This is a genomic window from Belliella pelovolcani (assembly GCF_900156785.1).
In the GTDB taxonomy this organism is placed as follows: Bacteria; Bacteroidota; Bacteroidia; order Cytophagales; family Cyclobacteriaceae; genus Belliella; species Belliella pelovolcani.
Map to the genome: position 1 here is coordinate 176,073 of NZ_FTOP01000001.1, position 21,233 is coordinate 197,305.

Below are 21,233 nucleotides of genomic sequence, written 5' to 3' on the forward strand. Positions count from 1 at the left end.
GTTTTTCTTTTTCCCTTATCCTGTAAAATTAAACAAACATGTCTGATAGCCTTCTATCTTTTGAGAATTTTAAATTGAATAAACAGCTGATGGAAGCTGTCAAGGAGGCTGGCTACACCAAGCCAACGCCTATCCAAGAAAAAGCCATCCCATTGGCATTGGCTGGACATGATGTCTTAGGAATAGCACAAACAGGCACCGGAAAAACGGCCGCTTATGTGCTTCCACTCCTATTCAAAATCAAATATGCACAAGGTCAGCACCCAAGAGCATTGATTCTTGCTCCTACTAGAGAGCTTTGTATGCAGATCGAAGAAGCTGTGATACAATTTGGGAAATACACTGACTTAAGATATGTATGCCTGTATGGTGGTATAGGTCCAAAAACGCAGATTGAAAAATTACAAGCTGGTGTAGATATCATCATCTCTACTCCAGGAAGATTTTTGGATCTTTATAAAAAAGGGAAAATCTACGTGCGAGACCTCAAAACAATGGTCATGGATGAAGCAGACAAAATGCTGGATATGGGATTTATGCCTCAAATCAGGGGTATACTGGAAGTAATCCCAAACAAGCGTCAGAATTTGCTTTTTTCGGCTACCTTCGGCTCAAGAGTTGAAAATCTATCTGCTGAATTCCTCGAGTTTCCAGAGCGTGTAGAAGTCACTGCACAAGCAACTACAGCCGAAACCATTCAACAGACCAAATATCATGTCCCAAACATCAAGACTAAAATCAACCTGCTTGAATACCTCCTGCAGGACGAGTCTGTAAATCGGGTGATCATTTTTACCAAATCAAGAAAAAACGCAGAGTCAGTTTTTAGTTATTTGGAACGAAAGCAACTAGGAGAAATACGTGTAATCCATGCCAACAAAGGTCAAAACACAAGAATCAACTCCATGGAAGACTTCAAAGCCGGAAGTGTAAGGATTTTGGTAGCTACCGATGTGGCGGCTCGTGGATTAGATATTTCCATGGTCAGCCATGTGATCAACTTTGATGTACCTCTGATCTATGAAGATTATGTACACAGAATAGGCAGAACAGGCAGAGCTGAAAATGAAGGTAAGGCCTTTACCTTTATCAACCCAGCCGAGATTTGGCATTTTGAGAAAATTGAAGAAATCATCAGGATATCCGTCCCCGAGAGTGAAATACCCAATGAGGTAAGTATTGCTCCTACTCCTTTTATAGAAAAACAAGGCTATGAAAGAGAAATCGACAATCAAAAACGAAAAGACAATCCTGAATTCAAGGGAGGCTTCCACGAGAAAAAAGCCCGACCAACAGCTAATCCAAATAAAGCAAAAGAAAAGCGTGGCAATAAAAACTCTAAAGCCAAGCGCAATAGAAATCAGATGAAAACCCAAGGAAAGTGGAAGAAAAAAGGAGGTTAAGCGTTTGCTTAACCTCCTTTTTTGAACCTCAGTGGTGATGCCCTCCTGGACCATGCACATGACCGTGATCTATCTCTTCTTGCTCGGCATCGCGGATTGAAATCACTTCACCTTGAAAATATAAATCTAAGCCAGCTAAGGGCGAATTGAAATCCATATGAACTCCCTTATAATCTATCTTGGTAATCTCTCCTCTCAGTTGATTGCCTTGATCGTCTTGCATGGGTATGACTTTGCCTACTTTTAGCATTTGGGGATTCTTCTTACCATTTTCCTTGAAATTAGCCTTAGGAATGATCGCTGTTTTACTTTCATCATAATCTCCGTAGGCATTTTCAAAATCTATAAAAACCTCGAAAGTGTCGCCTACCTCCTTGCCACGAAGCGCGTCTTCCAATGCTGGAAGCGTATTGCCCGCTCCAAATAAAAAATAAAAAGGCTGATTTCTTTCTACTTTTTCAAAAAAGGTTTTCCCATTCTCTCCATCATCCACATGGAGCTCATAGCTGACAGCTACAACTTTATGCTTCTCTATTTTCATAATTCATTTTGATTGACAATATTGAACACAAAAGAAATCAAAATAGATCAAAAATAAATATGTACAAAAATACAACGCTTTATTTATGAAGTTTGGCGCATATTTAGTCATCGTTGCTTCGATCAGCCCGCTTCCTTTTTCAGCTATAGCGCTGATGGCTGGCGCAGGAGGAATGTCTCGGATGAAGTATACATTTTACAGTCTTTTGCGCATTCTTAGGTATTTTGCCTATGCCTATATTTTATGGTTAGTTGAAGGCTAAAATTTCCAACAAATTATCTTTTCAGCTGTTGTTTGGGTAACTTTGTGCGATATGAATTTGAGCATCCCTGTAAAACATACATCAGTAGACGACCTTGACCCCAAGGAATACATCATCATCAAAAATGCTAAGGTTAATAACCTCAAAAGCCTCAGCGTAGCAATTCCAAGGAACAAACTTGTTGTAGTAACAGGCCTTTCGGGTTCAGGAAAGTCCTCTTTAGCTTTTGATACACTTTTTGCTGAAGGACAGCGGATGTACGTAGAGAGTTTGAGCTCTTATGCCAGACAGTTTCTTGGAAGGATGGAAAAACCCGATGTGGAATACATCAAAGGTGTCTCTCCGGCCATTGCAATTCAGCAAAAGGTATCAACTAAAAATCCGCGCTCTACTGTAGGCACCACCACAGAGATCTATGATTACCTCAAGCTACTCTTCAGTAGAATCGGTAGAACCTATTCTCCTATCAGTGGTGAAGAAGTAAAGCACCACACCGTCACTGATGTGGTGGATTTTATTCATTCATTTGAGGAAGGGGATAGGGTCATGATTTCCTGCCCACTGCAAGTCCTCAATGATAGATCCAAAGCCAAAGAGCTTGAATTACTACTTCAAAAAGGCTTCACTCGTATCCTGATAGATGGTGAAGCGCACTTCGTAGAAGACTTGGTAGGAGAAAAACAGCTTCCCAAAGGTCATTACGAAATTCTAATAGACCGGGCTACAGTCCAAAAGGAAGATGAAGACAACCAATTCAGAATTGCTGACTCAGTACAGACAGCTTTCTACGAAGGTCATGGAGAATGTACCATTTTGATCCCCGAAAAAACCAAAAAGACCTTCTCAGACAAGTTTGAGCTAGATGACATCAGCTTTGAGTTGCCCTCTGTGAACTTCTTTTCATTCAATAATCCCTACGGAGCATGCAAAACTTGTGAAGGTTTTGGCTCAGTGTTAGGGATAGACGCTGACTTGGTCATCCCTGACAAAACCCTCTCCATTTATGAAGGTGCAATAGCTCCTTGGAGAGGAGAGACGACGGGCAAATGGCTTGAACCATTGGTCAAAAAGGGCATTTACTTTGACTTTCCCATTCACAGGGCATACGAAGACCTGACAGAAGCTGAGCAAGAACTACTTTGGACGGGCAACTCCCACTTCAAAGGGCTCAATGCCTTCTTCAAAGACTTAGAAAGCAAAACACACAAAATCCAATACCGGGTAATGCTTTCTCGATTCAGGGGAAGAACCACCTGCCCCGATTGTAGGGGCACAAGATTGAGAAAAGATGCCTCCTTTGTCAAAATAGCAGGGCATTCCATCACAGACATAGTTTTGATGCCAATTGACAAGGCCTTGGATTTTTTCCAAAACCTACAGCTTTCTGCATCTGAACAAAAAGTAGCCAATAGACTACTCAAAGAAATCCTGAATAGGTTAGAATATATTGACAAAGTAGGTCTTGGCTACCTGACTTTGAATAGGCTAACTTCGAGTCTCTCAGGTGGTGAATTCCAAAGGATCAAGCTTGCCACTTCTTTAGGGTCGGCCTTGGTAGGATCGATGTATATTTTGGACGAACCAAGCATTGGGCTTCACCCAAGAGACACTGACAGATTGATCGAAGTACTCAAATCGCTCAGAGACCTCGGCAATACCGTCATCGTAGTAGAGCACGAGCAAAAAATCATGAAAGCAGCTGATGAAATCATCGACATTGGTCCTGACGCAGGTGTCAATGGTGGTCAGCTGATGTTCCAAGGTGACCTCAAAGCACTCATGGATTCCTCCCACACCCACACAGCAAAATATCTCAGAGGTGAGGAAAAAATCAACATCAAAGAGTCCAACAGAAAGTGGAAAGATAGCATCACCGTAAAAGGTGCCAGAGAGAATAACCTCAAAAATCTCACTGTACAGTTTCCCCTAAATACCCTGACTGTAGTCACTGGGGTAAGTGGCTCTGGCAAGTCCACTTTGATCAAAAAAGTACTCTACCCAGCACTGGGTAAAATGCTTGGGACGGTCATTGACGAGTCTGGCAAATTTGACAAAGTAGAAGGAGACTATAAAAAAATCTCACAGATTGAATTTGTAGATCAAAACCCCATTGGCAAATCCTCTCGATCCAATCCTGTCACCTATGTAAAGGCTTATGACGCCATCAGAACGCTGTATGCCGAATTACCCACCTCTAAGCAAAGAGGCTACAAGCCTGCATTCTTTTCCTTCAATGTAGATGGAGGAAGGTGTGAAGCTTGTCAAGGTGAAGGAACGGTCACGGTAGAGATGCAATTCATGGCTGACATTCATTTGACATGTGAAGCTTGCAAAGGAAAGCGATTCAAAGCTGAAATCCTTGATGCCAAGTACAAAGACAAGGATATCTCAGATATCTTGGACATGACCATTGACGAGGCGATGGAATTCTTTGCTGGAAAAAATCAAATCATCAACAAGCTACAACCGTTACAAGAAGTTGGTCTGGGCTATATCGGTATGGGCCAATCCTCCAATACACTTTCAGGTGGAGAAGCACAAAGGGTCAAACTGGCTTCATTCCTAGGTAAAGGAGGTACAAAATCAGGTGATCATATTCTTTTTATATTTGATGAACCCACCACCGGACTTCATTTCCATGATATCAAAAAGCTCCTTCATGCCATCAATGCGCTTATCGAACAGGGTCATTCTGTAATCGTCATTGAACACAATACCGAAGTCATCAAATCAGCGGATTGGGTAATAGACCTAGGACCAGAAGGTGGAGAAAAAGGAGGAAACTTGACTTTCCAAGGCACGCCAGAAGACATGAAGGCGCTACAAAACAACTATACAGCAGCATACCTAAGAGAATCCTTTGATGGGATTTAATTTGCCCTTGTTTCAAAAGTTAATCTCTGCTATACAAGTCCACATACCTCCTTATTTCAAATCTATTTCTACCTTATTTCCACTCTATTTCAATTCCTAATCATTACAACTCCTCCAAGTTGCCCAAATAATATTCAGCTTGCTTGAGAATAGCTTCCTTATCCTTCATCTTGGCCAGTGTGCGGTAAGCCATTCCAATTCTTGGATTTTTGGCCAATTGTGCTTCATTTCTAGCATAGAAATGCCAATATAGACTATTGAAGGGACAAGCTTTATCGCCTACTATCAGGTTTTTTTTATAGAAGCAACCCTCACAATAATTGCTCATCTTGTCAATGTAATTCGCAGAGGAAACATAAGGCTTTGTCCCTACAATCCCCCCATCAGCAAACTGGCTCATCCCTCTAGTATTGGTGATCTCCACCCACTCAATGGCATCTATATATATCCCCAAGTACCAAGCATCCACCTCATCAGGGTGAATACCAGCCAAAAGGGCGAAATTCCCCGTCACCATCAAGCGCTGAATGTGGTGGGCATAAGCATGGTCCAAAGATTGACCAATGGCATGCTTGAGGCAATTCATTTTGGTTTTTCCTGTCCAAAAATAACTCGGCAACTTGCGCTGATGATCAAAGAAGTTCAAGCTGGCATAATCGGGCATCTTAGCCCAATATACCCCCCGCATATACTCCCTCCAGCCGATGATCTGCCTGATAAACCCCTCCACTTGTGCGATGGAAATAGCATCTTGATGGCTGTACCAGTATTGTTCTACCTGCTCTACCACTTCTATCGGACTGAGAATTTTAGCATTCATTGCAAAACTGAGTCGACTATGAAACAAGAATGCATCATCCGTATACATGGCATCCTGATAAACCCCAAAATAGGGCAGCAACTTCTCACAGAAATAAGTAACTAAGCCCAAGGATTCAACTCTTGTCACTGGCCAAGCAAATTGCTTCGCATCTAGCTTTCCTATCGTCTCCACCTCCATCTTTTCAAGCAATGCTACAATATCAGTCACATCTCTGTGATGAACTTTGGGTGGAATCAGCAACAAAGGGTCTTTGAACTTATTCCTGTTTTCATGATCATAATTCCACTTTCCCGTCAAGGGCTCGTCCCCATCCATCAAGATATTGTATTGCTTGCGCATGGCACGGTAAAAAGTCTCCATCAGGTAGGTCTTTTTCCCTTTAAAAAAGTCCTTCAAAAACCCCCTCTCTGTAAGGAAATGTTCCGAGTCACAGGCCTGCACCTCCACTTCAAGCTCCTCACTCAAATCACGCAATTGCTGATCAAGCCGATACTCATCCGGCAATTGGTACTCAAATCTCCCAAATCCTTGTTCGGCAATAAGGCTTTTGATATTCTCTGTGAGTGCTTGTTTGTTCGCTTGGTCATCTAAGCGATAATACACCACCTGATGTCCATGCGCTGCAAGCCAATCAGCAAAATGTCGCATCGCTAGGAAAAACCCAACCACCTTTTGGATATGATGCCTGACATATCCTGTCTCCTGCTTCATTTCCATCAGCAGGTAAGTCACATCCGAATCCACCTCCCCAAACCAACTGTGCTTTTGATTCAACTGATCTCCCAATATCAAACGTAAAGTCTTCGCCATCTCCTTTGCTTTATTATTCAAGAAGAGAGATTGAAGCTGATTTGTTTAAAAAAAATGCCTCCACTGAATGAACAGCAGAGGCAACCATCTGAGTTTAAAAAGATCCCTAACCAAATATTAATACTTAAAGCATGGCATCATGCTAACTTTTCTACCCTTCTGATTGGAGTCTCCTGCTAGGAAGGAAAACCTGATGGAGATTTCATGTGCTCCTCCCGAATTGGCTTGGCTGAGCTGAGAAAGTGTATAATCATAGCTATAGCCTATATCCATTCCATTACCTAGTGAGATGCCCACTAAGCCGATCAATGATTCATTATTAGGCAGTGCTTCGCTGAAAGTCGGTAGACCTCTATACCACAAGCCGAATACGATAGGCTGAAGGTTGATCTGTGCGCCTAAATCAAGCTGATTGAATGGATCCTGATGCTTATAATTGAATGCCAAAACCAATTCTCTAGCTCCCATGGTATTGTTATAAAAGTTCTGCACCATACCATTAGACAGGTCAAATTTCACCCCACCATGCGCTGACAATCGCATCGGAAGCTTCGCAATCCCATCTTCTATAAATGAAATATTCGGTTGCGTGATGTGATGGGCTGATAAGCCCAACCATACATGCTCATTATTGTAAAGCACCCCGAAATTGTAATCCATAAACCTGTGACGAGCATCAGCCCCAAGGTTCTCGCCACTGAAATCTCCAATATTACCATTGGCATCTATCTGACTTCCAAAGACCATATTGCTGAAATTGGCATCTCTGGACACAAAACTTGCCTGCCCGCCAAATCTCAAAAAGCTTCTAAAGCCCAATTGTAATCTATAAGAGTAAGCAGCACCTACTTCCATGGTGCTCAAATTGGCCATTGACTCCTGCGTGCCGTTTACGATCAGGCCTATGCCACTATTTAAGTTGAAAAGATAATGATCGATGTAAGCAGAATAAGAATTCAAAGTCTGACCAAGGCCAGGCCACTGATTTCTATAATTCACACCGATTCTAGTCATTTCAGATGCCCCAGCAAAAGCTGGATTTAAGTATAATGGCGCAGCATAAAATTGAGAATACTGCATATCCTGTCCTTTCAAGGAAAAGGTGCATAGGAGAAGGGCGATAATTGTCCATATTTTTTTCATGACATTATCTGATTAGGGTGACGCCTCCGGTTTTGTTAATCGATTGACCATCGGAGGTCTTGTAGGTTATTTTGTAGACATAGTTGCCAGGAGGCAAAAGTCTACCTTTGAATGTTCCATCCCAGCCATTGACTTCTAGGCCATTTTCGGAATAAAGATGCTCACCCCAGTGATTGAAAATATCCATCTGGAAAGCAGTGAGGCCTTTGGTTACTGGCTTCAAAGTATCATTGAGCCCATCACCATTTGGAGAGAATGCATTGGGCATGACTACTATTTCGCCATTGGCCAAAACTTGAACTGTATTGATTTCTACTGAAGAGCATCCATAGATATCGTATGCCGTCAGCTTTACTTCATATTCACCAGCTTTTCTGTAAGTATGCACAGGATCCTTATCCTGACATACTCTACCATCTCCAAAGTCCCACTCCCATGTGATGTATTCTGGAGCGATGTAACTTTCAAACTGTAATGGATCATTGACAAATACCTCTGGCTCGGAAGTGATTTCTAACTTTCTGTATTCAAAATCTAATCGAGCGTTGCCAGTCACTTCTGGGAAGCTGACACGCATTTTGTCTGATGTAGTACAGCCATTGGCATCCGTGATTTCGATGCTGATTTCTGTACTACTATTGAAATTGATCTCTCTGGTGTTTTCTGCACCTGAACTCCATTTGATGGTATAAGGAGACTGACCCCCTGTGATATTGACCCAAGCCACGCCGATCACTTCACCAGTTGTACAGTTCACATCCAAAGTATTGTCCAACCTAGCAGTCAATGCTTGTGGTGCAGTGATATTGACAACTTGCTCAGAATTACATCCACCAGCATCACTTACTTTTACTGTGTAGGCACCTGCCTTAAGCCCCGTTCTTTTCAAGCTATCCTTGACACCATCTGACCATAGCACGGTGAATGGAGCTATACCACCCACGATTTCCACTTCAATAGCTCCATCCTCGCTGCCATGACAAGTAATCTGCTCCACACCAACCAACTTCAATCCAACTGCCTCTTCCCCTGCCTTCACTTCAAAAACTCCATTGACTGAACAACCTGCGGCATCAGTAACTTTAACTGTGTAGCTACCAGCTTTTAGGTTAGCAATCTTTGCTGTCTTTGCACCATTGCTCCATTCGTAATTGAATGGGGCTTGACCTCCAGTGATACCTAGCTCAATCGCGCCATTATCAACTCCTGCGCAAGTAATGTCTGTGATTTTCACAGCTTCTACTTCCATGGCAGTTGCTGCCTTGATTTCAAATGTTTTGCTCAAAGAACATCCCGCAGCATCTTCAATCAATACTTGATAGTTTCCTGCGCTCAGACCAGAAATATCCCTGGTAGTTTTACCATTAGACCACTTATAAGTAAATGGAGCTTGACCACCTGAAACTTGCAAGCTAATCGCTCCATTCTGATCATCAGTACAGGATACATCTTGTACATTTTCAGTTACAGTGATTGCAGGGCCATTTGATCCAATAGAAAATGCTACGGTTGTGCTACAGTTAAAAATATCATACACCGTGGCTGTATAGTCTCCAGCTGGAAGATTGGTAGCTTCCATTTTATCTTTCAACCCATGACTCCATTCCACACGATAAGGCTCCCCTCTACCTACTCTTACATTGATTTTTGCAGATCCATTATTGCTACTACCACAAGAGGCATTCTTGGTCTCTACCAAATCCACAATCAATGGAAAAGGTGGCTGAACCACGATTTGCTCTGTATGCTGCAAGCCTTTGGCATCAGTGATAAATACAGTATAAGTACCTGCGAATAAGTTGTATCTATTTTGTTCTGTAGAATTGTTGTTCCATCTAAAAGTATAAGGTGCTGTACCTCCAAAAACATCTAAAATGATATGCCCCTTTTCTGCGTGAGAACAAAGTGCCAATTTCCCAGACACATTTACCTCTATCTTACCCACCATCTGATTGCCAGTCGTCGCAGCTACTTTAGCATTTTGGAGTGAGTTTTCCTTGGTTTGAGCATGGGATACAGCAAGAAGACTTCCCACTCCTAGAAGGAGAAGAAAGAAGAAGAATTTGCCATATTTTATTCCGAAAGCTTTCACCGTGGTAGGGATCTAGGTTTTAAACTTTGCTTTGAATTTCACCCTGATATTTTGCTCTTTGAATGCATAATTTTGATTTTCACTATTTGAAACATTATTTTATGCTTTTTACAAATACCAAAATGAAATTCTTTTATTTCACTCGTTTTGATTAATTAATGGAATAAATTATAGATTTCCAAAATCAGATACGAGATATTTTCATGATAAAGATCACTTCAAAAAATGCTATTTTTCACCCTAGAATACCATGTTCAAATAAGTAGTGAGGAGTTGCTTTTTTCCTGTTTTTAAAAGCAAAATCAAGCTTAGAGTAGCTGAAAAAAATAATTTAAAAATTTTTGAATATTTTTTCTCCTACCGCAATAAACTCTGAAAATCACTTTCTAGAAGACATAAAAAAACCCGGTAATGGAGACCGGGTCTTTATTAAAATAATTACTACTACTAGGGAATATCTATCTAGGATTTTTGCCCTTACCAAATATACGACTAATTAAAATCTGTTCAAAAATTAGCAGGAAATTAAACGATTAATAATCTGATGCTAAATAGCTTAGATCAAATCCCAATATCAACCTGATGCTTCAGAATATCTTCAAAAGTCTCCCTTGCACGAATTAGGTAATCTTTACCATCTAAGATCAATACCTCTGCAGGTCTCAGTCTGGAATTGTAATTTGATGCCATGCTGAAACCATAAGCTCCTGCATTTTTGATGGCCAGAATATCCCCTTCCGATACTGTATGCAGCTTTCTGTCTGCTGCAATGGTGTCTGTTTCGCAGATATAGCCCACTACAGTATAAATATGCTCCTCACCAGAAGTATTAGACACATTGACTACACCATGGTATGCATCATACATCATAGGCCTGATCAGGTGATTCAAGCCCGAATCTACTCCCACAAATGTACTTACTGGAGTAGATTTAATCACATTGGACCTGACAAGTAGGTATCCAGCTTCACTGACAATGAATTTGCCTGGCTCAAACCAAATCTCCAATTTCCTTCCATACCCTTGGCAGAAAGTCTGAAATGCTGCGGAAACCTTCTCTCCCACCTGCATGATATCTGTGGTGATATCCCCTTCTTTATAGCCAACCTTGAATCCCCCTCCAAAATCCAAAAACTTCAAATCAGGAAACTGCCTTGCCGCGTCAAAAAGAATCTCTGCACCTTTCAAGAACACCTCTGCTTCCAAAATATCGGAACCAGTATGTACATGCAAGCCAGTGACCTGCAATTGGTACTCCTCCACTACTTTCAGTATATTTTTCAATTGTAGAATAGAGATACCAAACTTGCTATCAATATGGCCAACTGAGATTTTGGCATTTCCTCCTGCCATGATATGTGGATTCAGACGGATACATACAGGAACAGTATTTCCATAATGCTTGCCGAAATGTTCCAACATGGGTACATTATCTATATTGATCATCACACCCAAGTCGACCGCTTCTTGGATCTCGGAAAAAGCAACACAATTAGGCGTGTACATGATATCCTGAGCCTCAAAACCTGCATGCATTCCTAACATGACCTCTTCAATGGACACCGCATCGATACCAGTACCAGATGCCTTGAGTAGTTTCAAAATATTTATATTGGAAAGTGCCTTAGTGGCATATTTGATTTTGAGATCTACACTAGCAAATGCCTCTTGAAGTAACTTAACTTGAGATTTGATTTTGGCGCCATCATACACATAAACTGGGGTGCCATATTTTGCTGCTATCTCTGTAAGGGCTAGACCTTGTATTTGGTAGGTTTGATTGATTAACTCCATGATTTTGAATTGAGTCGCAAAGATAAGGATTGATGGACAATAAAAAAGGAAGACCTAGGCCTTCCTTTTCGGTATTATACTAGCTATTCGCTATTTTAAGAAACAATTAAACAACGGTCTAAAAGTACGAAAGGTTTGATAATTTAAAAGTCAAACATGCTTCCTTTTGCTGTTAAATAATGTTAAGCCGCTCTCTTGGTTCATATTAACCTATAAATTTGTAGCATGTCCAAATCCAAAATGAAGTTGATGATTGTCTTGATGTCCCTAGCGAGCTTTGGCTTACTGGGGTTTCAGTTCTATTGGATCAGCAATGCTTTACGGATCAACGAAGAGCGATTTGAGCAGAACGTCTACCAATCTCTCACCGCTACAGTAGCCCATATAGAAAAAGGAGAAGCCAGTGATGTGTTTCTGAACTATCTGGTCCAAGATACACTCTTACAAAAATATTTATTCGAACCCATTGAGCCCATTGAAATTCAAGTCCGACAAAGGCCCGTAAATAGAAGGAGACCATCCGTGACCGACTCCGTGATGCAATTCCCCATTCCACAATTCAGTCAGCGCTTCCAAAGAATCATAGAGGCCTCTGGATTTGATATCAATATCTTGGCAGATTTGGATAACTTCCTCAACAACCTGACAGCCGAAATGGCATCGACCATTTTCACTCCTGATGAATTACAAGTGCTGCTTCAAGAAAGAGAAAGGCAATATGCCTACCTCAGTCAAATCGAACTTTCTTATCGCGGCAGATTCAATGGAAGAAGGGATATCGAAACAGAAAGGGAGTACAACATTCCCCCTGAGGATTTAGAAAAAATCAGGAGGGCCAACGAGAGAATAGAATTGATGAACAGAGCTTGGGAAGAACTACTCGAAGGTCAAAAAGACATCTTGAGCCGAATGGACACCAGTTTTGTGAGGCAATTTTTGGCCAATGTCCTCAGCGAAAGAGGTATCAATCAGAAATTTGATCTTGCAGTCATCAATGACAAAGGCAGTCTGATTCCAATCACTCCTGTATCTGATGCATTGAAACTAATCCGTGATGGACAACAAGCCAGACTTTTCCCTAGTGATATCGTAGGCAAAGAAAATTACCTCTCCATCTATTTTCCTAGGAAAAAACTCTTTGTTGTTCAACAAGTATGGCTCCCTGTCTTGAGCTCCATGATATTCATAGCCATCATCATCATCTGCTTCATCTACGCCATCAGGGTCATCATCAGACAAAAAAACCTATCCGAAATCAAAAATGATTTCATCAACAACATGACCCACGAGTTCAAAACTCCCATCGCTACTGTCAGCCTAGCTGTAGAAGCGCTTCAAGATCCAGAACTTGCCAATCAAGATGCTTTCAGAAATCGCTACCTCAGCATCATCAAAGACGAGAACAAAAGACTTGGGTCTCAGGTGGAAAAAGTACTGCAATCCGCAGCATTGGATAAGAAGGATTTCAAACTCAAACTAGAACCAGTCGACTTTAAAGAATTGATCTCAACTGCAAAGAAGCAAGTCGAATTGCAGGTAGAAAATAAAGGCGGAAATATCAGTCTAAATTCGAAACTAAAGGACTCAACGATCATTGCTGACAAATTCCACCTTTCTCATATGGTCAATAACCTCCTTGACAATGCCATCAAATACTCGCAAGCCAAACCCATCATCAAGATACAATCTTGGGATGACCAAGACCACGTCTACATAGCCATTGAAGACAATGGAATAGGCATGTCTAAAGAGGCTGTGAAGAAAATTTTCGATAAATTCTACCGTGTTCCTACAGGAAACCTACACGATGTCAAGGGTTTTGGGCTGGGACTTTCCTATGTCAAAACCATGCTGGAAGCACATCGTGGAGAAATTCAAGTAAGTAGCGAACCAGGAAAAGGAAGTATATTTACTCTCAAACTACCCAAAAAACAATGAGCAAGCCAAGACTTTTGATCGTAGAAGATGATCCTAACTTAGGAGATATCCTCAATGAATACCTCACCATGAAAGGTTACGAGACCACTTTATGCCGGGATGGTGAAGAAGGATGGTCCAAATTCAAAAAGGATAAATTCAACCTTTGCATCCTTGATATTATGATGCCAAAAAAAGATGGCTTTACACTGGGTAAAGAAATCAAAAAGGTACAGGAAGACCTACCCATCATCTACCTTTCAGCCAAAAACCTGAAGGAAGATGTGATCGAAGGATTGAAAATCGGCGCGGATGATTACATCACCAAACCTTTTAGTATGGAGGAACTGCTACTCCGTATTGCTGCGATTCTCAAAAGAACACAAAAAAGCGAAGCACATGAAGGTCTAAAAACGCTAAAGTTTGGAGACTTCACGCTACATTACGACGAACAGCAACTCGAAAGCCCTAGCGGCAAACATAAGCTGACTTCGAAAGAAAATGAATTGCTACGACTACTAGCCTCAGAAATCAACAAGCTGGTCAATCGAAGCCATGCACTCAAGCAAATCTGGGGAGACGATAGCTACTTCAATGCAAGAAGTATGGATGTATACCTCAGCAAAATCCGAAAGCTACTCAAAGAAGATCCCAAAGTACAAATCATCACCATTCATGGAGAAGGTTTCAAAATGGTCGTCAGTGAATAAGATTTTAAGGAGATAGGAGGTTTAAAAAAAGGAGGGGAATTCCCCTCCTTTTTTAGATTCTTCAACTAAGCATAAGCGCTACTAGAATCTTACCTTCAAACCAGCAAGGAAATTGGTTCCTGCCATTGGATAGTAAAAATTTTCAGTAATCAATTGCCTTCCTGTCTCTCCTTCTCCTGGCAAGAAGTACGAGAAGGTATAACCATTGGGCTCGTAGAGTTTGTTGAAAATATTGTATACCATCAAGGTAAACTCAAGGTTATTTACAAACCTTGGTCTCATAGCATAATTCAACCGCAGGTCAGTTGTCCAGAAAGCATCTAGCTTTCTATTTTCATTCATGGTGTTATCCATATACTGACTACTTACATACTTGTTCAATAGACTCAACTCAAAGTTTTTGAAAGGTCTATAATCCAAAATCGCTGATCCCACCACATTAGGAGAGAAGGCAATATCAGTATTGGTATAAGTAATCTCCTCCTGGAAAAACACTGCTGCCGAATAATCATCCAAGTACTCCGTGAACTCAGCAATCTTATTCCTACTAATCGCCAAGTTACCTCCCAAGCTAATCTTCGAAGAAAGCTGATAAGCACCATCTAGCTCTATACCTGCTCGATAAGAGTCCGCAACATTATCCCTTACATAAGCCCCTACATCATTCAGTTGACCAGTCAAAACCAACTGATTATTGTAGTTCATATAATATATATTAGCATTGTAAGCATACCTGCTTTTATTGACCTTGATACCAGCTTCTATATTCTGTAAGTTTTCAGCTTGTGGCGCTCTGTCTACTATCGGGGAGTCTGTAAAATCTCTCCTTACTGGTTCACGGTTTGCCACCGCATAGGAAGCATACCAAGATTTACCTGTACTGGTCTGATAAGTCAACCCAAACTTGGGATTGAAGAAATTGTAACTCACCTGCCCACTGATATCACGCAGATCATTATTGATTCCATCAAATCGATAATCTATTCCTCGATATTGCAAATCTCCAAAAAGGAATAATCCTTCAATAGCCTCATAGGTACCTTTCAGATAAACATTCCTGTCATCTTTTACCGCGACATTGTCATAATACCTGTCTCTGATATTTACATCATTGGCAAATTGCATCCAAATGAGCTCTCCAAAGTGATCCCCATCATAACGATTGGCTCCTCCGCCTAGGACTACATCCCACTTGGCATCATCAGAGATATAATTGAAAGAGAATACCCCTCCATAAAAATCATTGTCCAACCACCTTCTACGAATGATGTCCATTCTGGCTATGCTCTCACCGCCAATCAGAAGATTCGGAAGATTATAATTTTCTAAACGATCATTTGGTCTAAACTGCTCATAGTAACCGCGTCCATAGGTATAATGCAAGGCCGCATTCGCCTTCCAGTTAGGGCTCAATGCTCCAGTATAGATCAATTGGTAATGATCCTGCTGGTAATTATCCGTTTGATTATCGTAGGTATATCGATTGAAAGTCCTGTTTGTGGCTAGCAAGGCCTCTGGGACACCTTCCCAGGCCTGATAAGTTTGTTCTGCTCCTGAGAAAATATTCACCTTCACTACATGCTTGTCGCCATAGTATCCTCCACTGACAAAATAAGACCTCAAATCAGAAAATGCCCGATCAATATAGCCATCAGAGGTGATTTGCGATAGTCTAGCGTCAAATGCCCAACGATCATTGATCAAACCCGTACCAGCCTTAACGGTATGCCTTCTAGTATTGAAAGAACCAAATGAATTATCTACCTCTCCGTAAGCTTCATCTTGGCGCGTATCTGTTTGAATATTGATGCTCGCACCAAAGGTGGCTGCTCCATTTGTAGACGTTCCCACTCCTCGCTGTATCTGCATATTGTCTACCGAAGAGGCAAAATCAGGCATATTCACCCAGAAAACCCCATGCGACTCTGCGTCATTGAGCGGAATACCATTCACGGTGACATTGATCCTCGTCTGATCAGAACCTCTGATACGAAGTCCTGTATAACCTACCCCAGCGCCAGCATCTGAAAAACTCACCACTGAAGGTGTGTAGTTCAGGAGCATAGGAATATCCTGGCCCAAGTTAAGCTTGGCGATATCCTCCTTTTTGATGTTTTGAAATGTGGTCGGCGTCACATCTGTAGCTCTTGTCCCATAGACGATAAACTCCTCCGTGAAAATACTACTTTGATCCAAGTTCAACTCCAAAACCTCGTTCAAAGGCACCTTGATGGAGTTTTTCAAGGTCTCGTAACCCAAGAAAGAAACCCTGAGCACATAAGACCCTGAAGGGATATTTCTTATTTCAAACTTCCCCGAAAGGTCTACCGTCGCACCACGGCCAGTTCCTTCCAATACTACATTGGCACCTACTAAGGGTTCGCCTGTTTGGGAATCCTTGACAGAGCCACTGATGCTGTTCTGTGCCACTGCCACAAAACTCATTAGCAAGATCGCTAATGATAATCCATACTTTTTCATGTTATTTACTGCTTGTCCGCATCTGCGGATGGTTAAACATCAGAAAACCAAGGGGATGATTTTCTTTGATTTGTTCACCCTATTCCCATTTCCAAATATCAAATTTGCTTGCATGCAATACCGATAAACTCGGTGGACTCGTCCTTTTGAAATTAATGATTTTGGTAATGGTTACTCATTTCCCTTCGCCGGCACTACCCGGATCAGGTATTGTGGGTATGATCTCAGCCCGTTTTGTTAAGGCACCCCTCATGATCTTGCGTGCAAATGTAGACGATTTGAAGGACTAATGAAATTCTTGATAGAAATAAATTTGACATGTACACCATCTCGACCTACCTCTAAATTTATCTGTGTAAACCCTTGCTCCTTGAACTTCTTTGCGAGATGAAATATTTCTTTTGCAAAACAAAAAATCCCATTCCTTTGCAAGAATGGGATTTTATATCCTGTTGGGTAAGATTTTATTATTGATCTCCTGAAAGACCACCTTCTGGGATCTCAATACCCAATTTCTTCAATACCAATTCAGTAAACTTGTCATCATCTCTTGTGTACAACAAGATTGGAGAATTGCCGGCAGAATCAGAGAAAATATGGGTGTAGTTATTTTCTGCTGCAACTGCATTGATCGCATTGAACACCTTAGTCTGTACTGGCTCAAGCAACTGCTGCAATTTTCTCTGATAAGAAACCTGTGCATCTTGCTCAAATTTTTGAAGCTCTTCCTGTAATTTCCTCAATTCGTTCTCCTTTGCTGCTCTAGCATCCTCAGTCATCGTAGCTGCTGCCTGCTGATAAGCTTGTACTTGTCTTTGGAAGCTTTCGCCTTTAGTCTGAATATTTACCTGAAGTTGCTGCTGATAATCCTGAATATCTGCACCGATCTGCTCCATCTCTGGCATCAAATCCATGATCAACTCTACATTGGTATACCCAATCTTGATATCTTGGGCCTGTGCTACAAATCCCACGCAAAAGATCGCAATTGCAGAAAGGATAAATTTTGCTTTCATCATCTTAATTATAATTTATTTTATTTTGTTTTTTTAAATACAATACAATTCACTACCTCGAAATACCAATACCTCTATCAATTTTCTATAGGCTATCGATAGTGGCTTGGCGTCAGTCGACCGTCATTTATTCTCGATCCCCAATTCTTCCAACACAAACTCTGAGTAATCATGCCTCGGATCCGTGTAGATCAAGCCTAAACCGGCCGCTTTGTCAAACAAGCCAGCCAAACCATTTCTCTTTGCTACCCGATCTATGGCATCATAAATCTTGGATTGCAATGGCTGCATCAATTCAGTTTGCTTTTGGTAATACTGCCCATTGACACCAAAGGTCCTGTTATTGAATGCTACGGCTTGCTTTTGCTTTTCTTCTATTGCCTGCATTCTTTCTTGGTACATTTCCTCAGTAAGCAAGACTTCTTCTGCTTTTAGGGTATTCAGCATTTCTTTGATCTCTCGATCCAAATTTTGTGCCTCTTTTTTCCACTGACTACTCAGTGTCTCCAATTCCTGCTGAACAAGCTTATAATCAGGGTGTTTATTCAGAATAAATTCTGTATCAATATACCCCCACTTCTGAGCAAAGGCATGATTCACGCTGGTCAACATGACCAATATGCCCGACAAAAGTAACAATTTCATGAATTTTTCCATGATTATCTGAATTGTTGTCCGATAGTAAAGTGGAATTGTGGCCCACTTCTCTGACCGGTAGTAGGAGAGTCATCAAATCCATATCCCCAGTCAATACCCAAAAGACCGAATGCCGGCATAAATATCCTCGCACCTACACCTGCTGACTTATACAAAGTAAACGGATTGTATTCTGCATAGGATCCCCAGTTATTTCCTGCCTCTGCAAACCCGAGCAAGAATATGGTAGCTGATGGATTTGGAGAAACCAAGAATCTCAACTCCATCACATGTTTATTGTAAACTATACCGCCATATGGCTTATTAGATTCTGGGTTGAACCTATCTTCTGCTCCTGGAGTCAGCGTTTGATTCTCATAACCTCTCAAGCCAATGATTTCCTGACCTAGTGCAAAGTTATTGAAGTTCATCCCATCTCCACCCAATACAAATCGCTCAAGTGGAATAATACCGATCCTATTGCCGTAGGATCCAAGGAAACCCATATGCGTTCTGGCACTGAGGACCCATTTGTTAGATCCAAATACAGGGGTATAGTAAGTCCCGTCAAACATCCACTTGTGATATTCCAACCACTTGAACCTTTCCTCATCTGGAGATTCTCTATCAATATTTCTATTCAAAGAAGAATATGGAGGGGTAAAGGATGTGGCCAAGGAAATATTCGAGCCCAATCTTGGGTAGATTGGGTTATCCACGTTATTTCTAGAGATAGTCGTATTGAATGTTACACTTTGGGATCTACCACTGGCATAACTCAATCCAAAACTCCTACCAAATTCGTCAAATTCATATATTTGATACTGAAGCGTGTTGCTGATCATAAAGTAATCGTCAGGCCATGTCACCCTTTTGGCTAAACCTATGGTTGCTCCAGTTATTTTGAATGACCCAATTTCACGCATTGGATTTACCCTATTGAAGAAATCAAGCTGTCTTTGTACAGAATGATTGAAACTAAAGCTCAATGCATTTGGCTTCTTGCCACCAAACCACGGCTCGGTCAAGGACACACTGTAGTTTTGGAAAGATCGACCATTGGCTTGTACTCTAAGAGAAAGCTTCTGTCCATCACCGACTGGCAATGGTCTCCACTTATCAAAGTTCCTGATATTCTTCATGGAGAAATTATTGAATACCAAACCGACGGTACCAACAAATCCAAAGAATCCACCCCAACCTCCAGAGAGTTCTACCTGATCATTGGGACGCTCTTCTAACTTGAAGACAATGTCCACAGTGGCATCCTCAAAATTAGGGCGCATGTCAGGCTCAATATTCTCTGGATCAAAATACCCAAGTTGTGAAAGCTCTCTAATAGTTCTCACCAACAAACTTCTATTGAACTTCTGTCCAGGTAAAATCCTGATCTCTCGCATGACCACGTGATCGGAAGTCCGCTCATTTCCTTCTATGGATACGGAATTTACGGTTACTTGAGGTCCTTCCATGATTCTAAGCTCAATATCAATAGAATCATTTTGTACATTGACCTCTACTGGATCTATGTTGAAGAACAAATAACCATCATCCTGATAAAGTGAAGAAACATCATCTCCTCTTTGAGGATCATAATTCAAGCGTTTCTCTAGCTTTTCTTTATTGTAGACATCACCTTTTTCTATGCCAAGTTTGGCCTGAAGCACACTATCGGGATAGATGTAATTTCCAACAAAATTGATATTTCTATAATAATATTTATTCCCCTCTTCTATTTTGATACCCACATTTACAGTGTTCTCAGAGTATTTGTACAAAGTATCCGAAACGACCTCAGCATCTCTAAAACCCCTAGAGTTATAAAAATCTATGACCTTTTTCTTATCATCTCTAAAATCTTTAGCTACAAACTTGGAAGCATTGAAGAAATTGAGCTTAAAGTTTTTATTCATATAGGCAATCACCTCTTCATCGCTCACAGGATTCCTGTAGACAATCGCCTCCTTGGCAGATTTCGGCGTGGTATTGGTCAATCTAGAGAACACCTCTCTTACAAAGTGCATTCTCGGGTGCTCCTTGGTACCTTTCAATTTTCCTTTGATCTTTCTATCTGAAATATCCTCATTCCCTTCTACAATAACCTCGTTGATCTTGACTTTAGACTTGGTATCCACTTCAAATCTCAACTTCACACTATTGGGCAAAGTGGTATCTCTTTCCTGAATGACCTTCACCTCAGTATTGAGAAAGCCCTTGTCCACGAAGTATTGTCTAATGTTGCGCTGAGAGGTACTCAAGACATCATCTCTGACCACACGACCACGAATTTTGACCTTATCTTTCAGCTCTGATTCTTGCGTCTTATTGATACCACTGAACTCCACGCGGCTAAATCTCGGACGCTCAGTCAAGTCCAATAACAAGTAAATGTCATTGTCTTCAATCTTGGTGACGAGGATTTTCACGTCACCAATGATCCCCTGTCCCCATAGTTTCTTCAAAGCATTTGAAATAGCATCACCTGGTACGCTGATCTCGTCATCCACTCTCAGGCCTGAGAGGGAGATAATGGCAATCTCATCCAAGGTGGCAAGTCCTACTGCCTTGATTTCTGCTATCCTAAACTTTTGCGGTTTTGAATAATCCAATTCTAAAATATTCACCGGCTTGGCAGAGGTATAACGACTTTGACCCAAACGAATCTGGGCTTGGATCGAGCCTGCAAGCAGGAGAAAAGCTAGGATAATAAAGTACTTCTTCATCAATTCTT

The 21,233-nt window shown here is 41.2% G+C and carries 14 protein-coding genes and 1 riboswitch; of the genes, 5 read left to right on the forward strand and 9 right to left on the reverse strand.

Annotation, left to right across the window (positions count from 1 at the left end):
• Positions 1-38 precede the first annotated feature (38 nt).
• A complete protein-coding gene (locus tag BW935_RS00830; protein WP_076497603.1) occupies positions 39-1,403 on the forward strand; it encodes a DEAD/DEAH box helicase in 1,365 nt (454 codons plus the stop codon).
• A 28-nt stretch (positions 1,404-1,431) separates the two neighbouring features.
• Here BW935_RS00830 and BW935_RS00835 read toward each other — a convergent pair whose 3' ends face one another.
• Complete coding sequence (locus BW935_RS00835; RefSeq protein ID WP_076497605.1) at positions 1,432-1,944, reverse strand: FKBP-type peptidyl-prolyl cis-trans isomerase; 513 nt, start codon at positions 1,942-1,944, stop codon at positions 1,432-1,434.
• 46 nt (positions 1,945-1,990) lie between these two features.
• On the opposite strand from BW935_RS00835, the gene BW935_RS18255 reads away from it, so the two are divergent.
• Positions 1,991-2,206 carry a VTT domain-containing protein gene (locus BW935_RS18255; RefSeq protein ID WP_394333606.1) on the forward strand — a complete coding sequence of 72 codons (216 nt, stop codon included), beginning with the start codon at positions 1,991-1,993 and terminating at the stop codon, positions 2,204-2,206.
• A gap of 51 nt (positions 2,207-2,257) precedes the next feature.
• Positions 2,258-5,080, forward strand: coding sequence for an excinuclease ABC subunit UvrA (gene uvrA, locus BW935_RS00840; RefSeq protein ID WP_076497607.1), 2,823 nt, complete (start codon positions 2,258-2,260; stop codon positions 5,078-5,080).
• Between the two features lie 103 nt (positions 5,081-5,183).
• Here uvrA and BW935_RS00845 read toward each other — a convergent pair whose 3' ends face one another.
• From BW935_RS00845 to lysA, 4 genes are all read right to left on the reverse strand, one after another.
• Positions 5,184-6,713: a cryptochrome/photolyase family protein gene (locus tag BW935_RS00845; protein WP_076497609.1), complete on the reverse strand. Its 1,530-nt coding sequence runs from the start codon at positions 6,711-6,713 to the stop codon at positions 5,184-5,186.
• 117 nt (positions 6,714-6,830) lie between these two features.
• Positions 6,831-7,856, reverse strand: coding sequence for a PorP/SprF family type IX secretion system membrane protein (locus BW935_RS00850; protein WP_076497610.1), 1,026 nt, complete (start codon positions 7,854-7,856; stop codon positions 6,831-6,833).
• Positions 7,857-7,860: 4 nt separating this feature from the next.
• Complete coding sequence (locus BW935_RS00855; RefSeq protein ID WP_076497612.1) at positions 7,861-9,948, reverse strand: T9SS type B sorting domain-containing protein; 2,088 nt, start codon at positions 9,946-9,948, stop codon at positions 7,861-7,863.
• Positions 9,949-10,509: 561 nt separating this feature from the next.
• Entirely contained in the window at positions 10,510-11,742 is a 1,233-nt protein-coding gene (gene lysA, locus BW935_RS00860; RefSeq protein ID WP_076497613.1) for a diaminopimelate decarboxylase, read from the reverse strand.
• Between the two features lie 225 nt (positions 11,743-11,967).
• On the opposite strand from lysA, the gene BW935_RS00865 reads away from it, so the two are divergent.
• The gene (locus tag BW935_RS00865; RefSeq protein ID WP_076497615.1) at positions 11,968-13,680 is read left to right on the forward strand and encodes a sensor histidine kinase; all 1,713 of its coding nucleotides are present in this window, start codon (positions 11,968-11,970) and stop codon (positions 13,678-13,680) included.
• Complete coding sequence (locus BW935_RS00870) at positions 13,677-14,369, forward strand: response regulator transcription factor (protein ID WP_076497617.1); 693 nt, start codon at positions 13,677-13,679, stop codon at positions 14,367-14,369. The genes BW935_RS00865 and BW935_RS00870 overlap by 4 nt, the downstream gene beginning before the upstream one ends.
• Positions 14,370-14,450: 81 nt before the next feature.
• On the opposite strand, the gene BW935_RS00875 is transcribed toward BW935_RS00870, so the two are convergent.
• The 4 genes from BW935_RS00875 to BW935_RS00890 all read right to left on the reverse strand — a co-directional run bounded on the left by BW935_RS00875 (position 14,451) and on the right by BW935_RS00890 (position 21,225).
• A complete protein-coding gene (locus BW935_RS00875) occupies positions 14,451-16,850 on the reverse strand; it encodes a TonB-dependent receptor (protein ID WP_076497619.1) in 2,400 nt (799 codons plus the stop codon).
• Positions 16,851-17,013: 163 nt separating this feature from the next.
• A riboswitch (TPP riboswitch) is annotated at positions 17,014-17,110 on the reverse strand.
• Positions 17,111-17,317: 207 nt separating this feature from the next.
• Entirely contained in the window at positions 17,318-17,869 is a 552-nt protein-coding gene (locus tag BW935_RS00880; RefSeq protein ID WP_076497620.1) for an OmpH/Skp family outer membrane protein, read from the reverse strand.
• Positions 17,870-17,989: 120 nt separating this feature from the next.
• Positions 17,990-18,523, reverse strand: a complete 534-nt coding sequence (locus tag BW935_RS00885; protein ID WP_076497622.1) for an OmpH/Skp family outer membrane protein — start codon at positions 18,521-18,523, stop codon at positions 17,990-17,992.
• 2 nt (positions 18,524-18,525) lie between these two features.
• Positions 18,526-21,225 (reverse strand): BamA/OMP85 family outer membrane protein, encoded by a 2,700-nt coding sequence (locus tag BW935_RS00890; RefSeq protein WP_076497624.1) that lies wholly within the window; start codon positions 21,223-21,225, stop codon positions 18,526-18,528.
• Positions 21,226-21,233 lie beyond the last annotated feature (8 nt).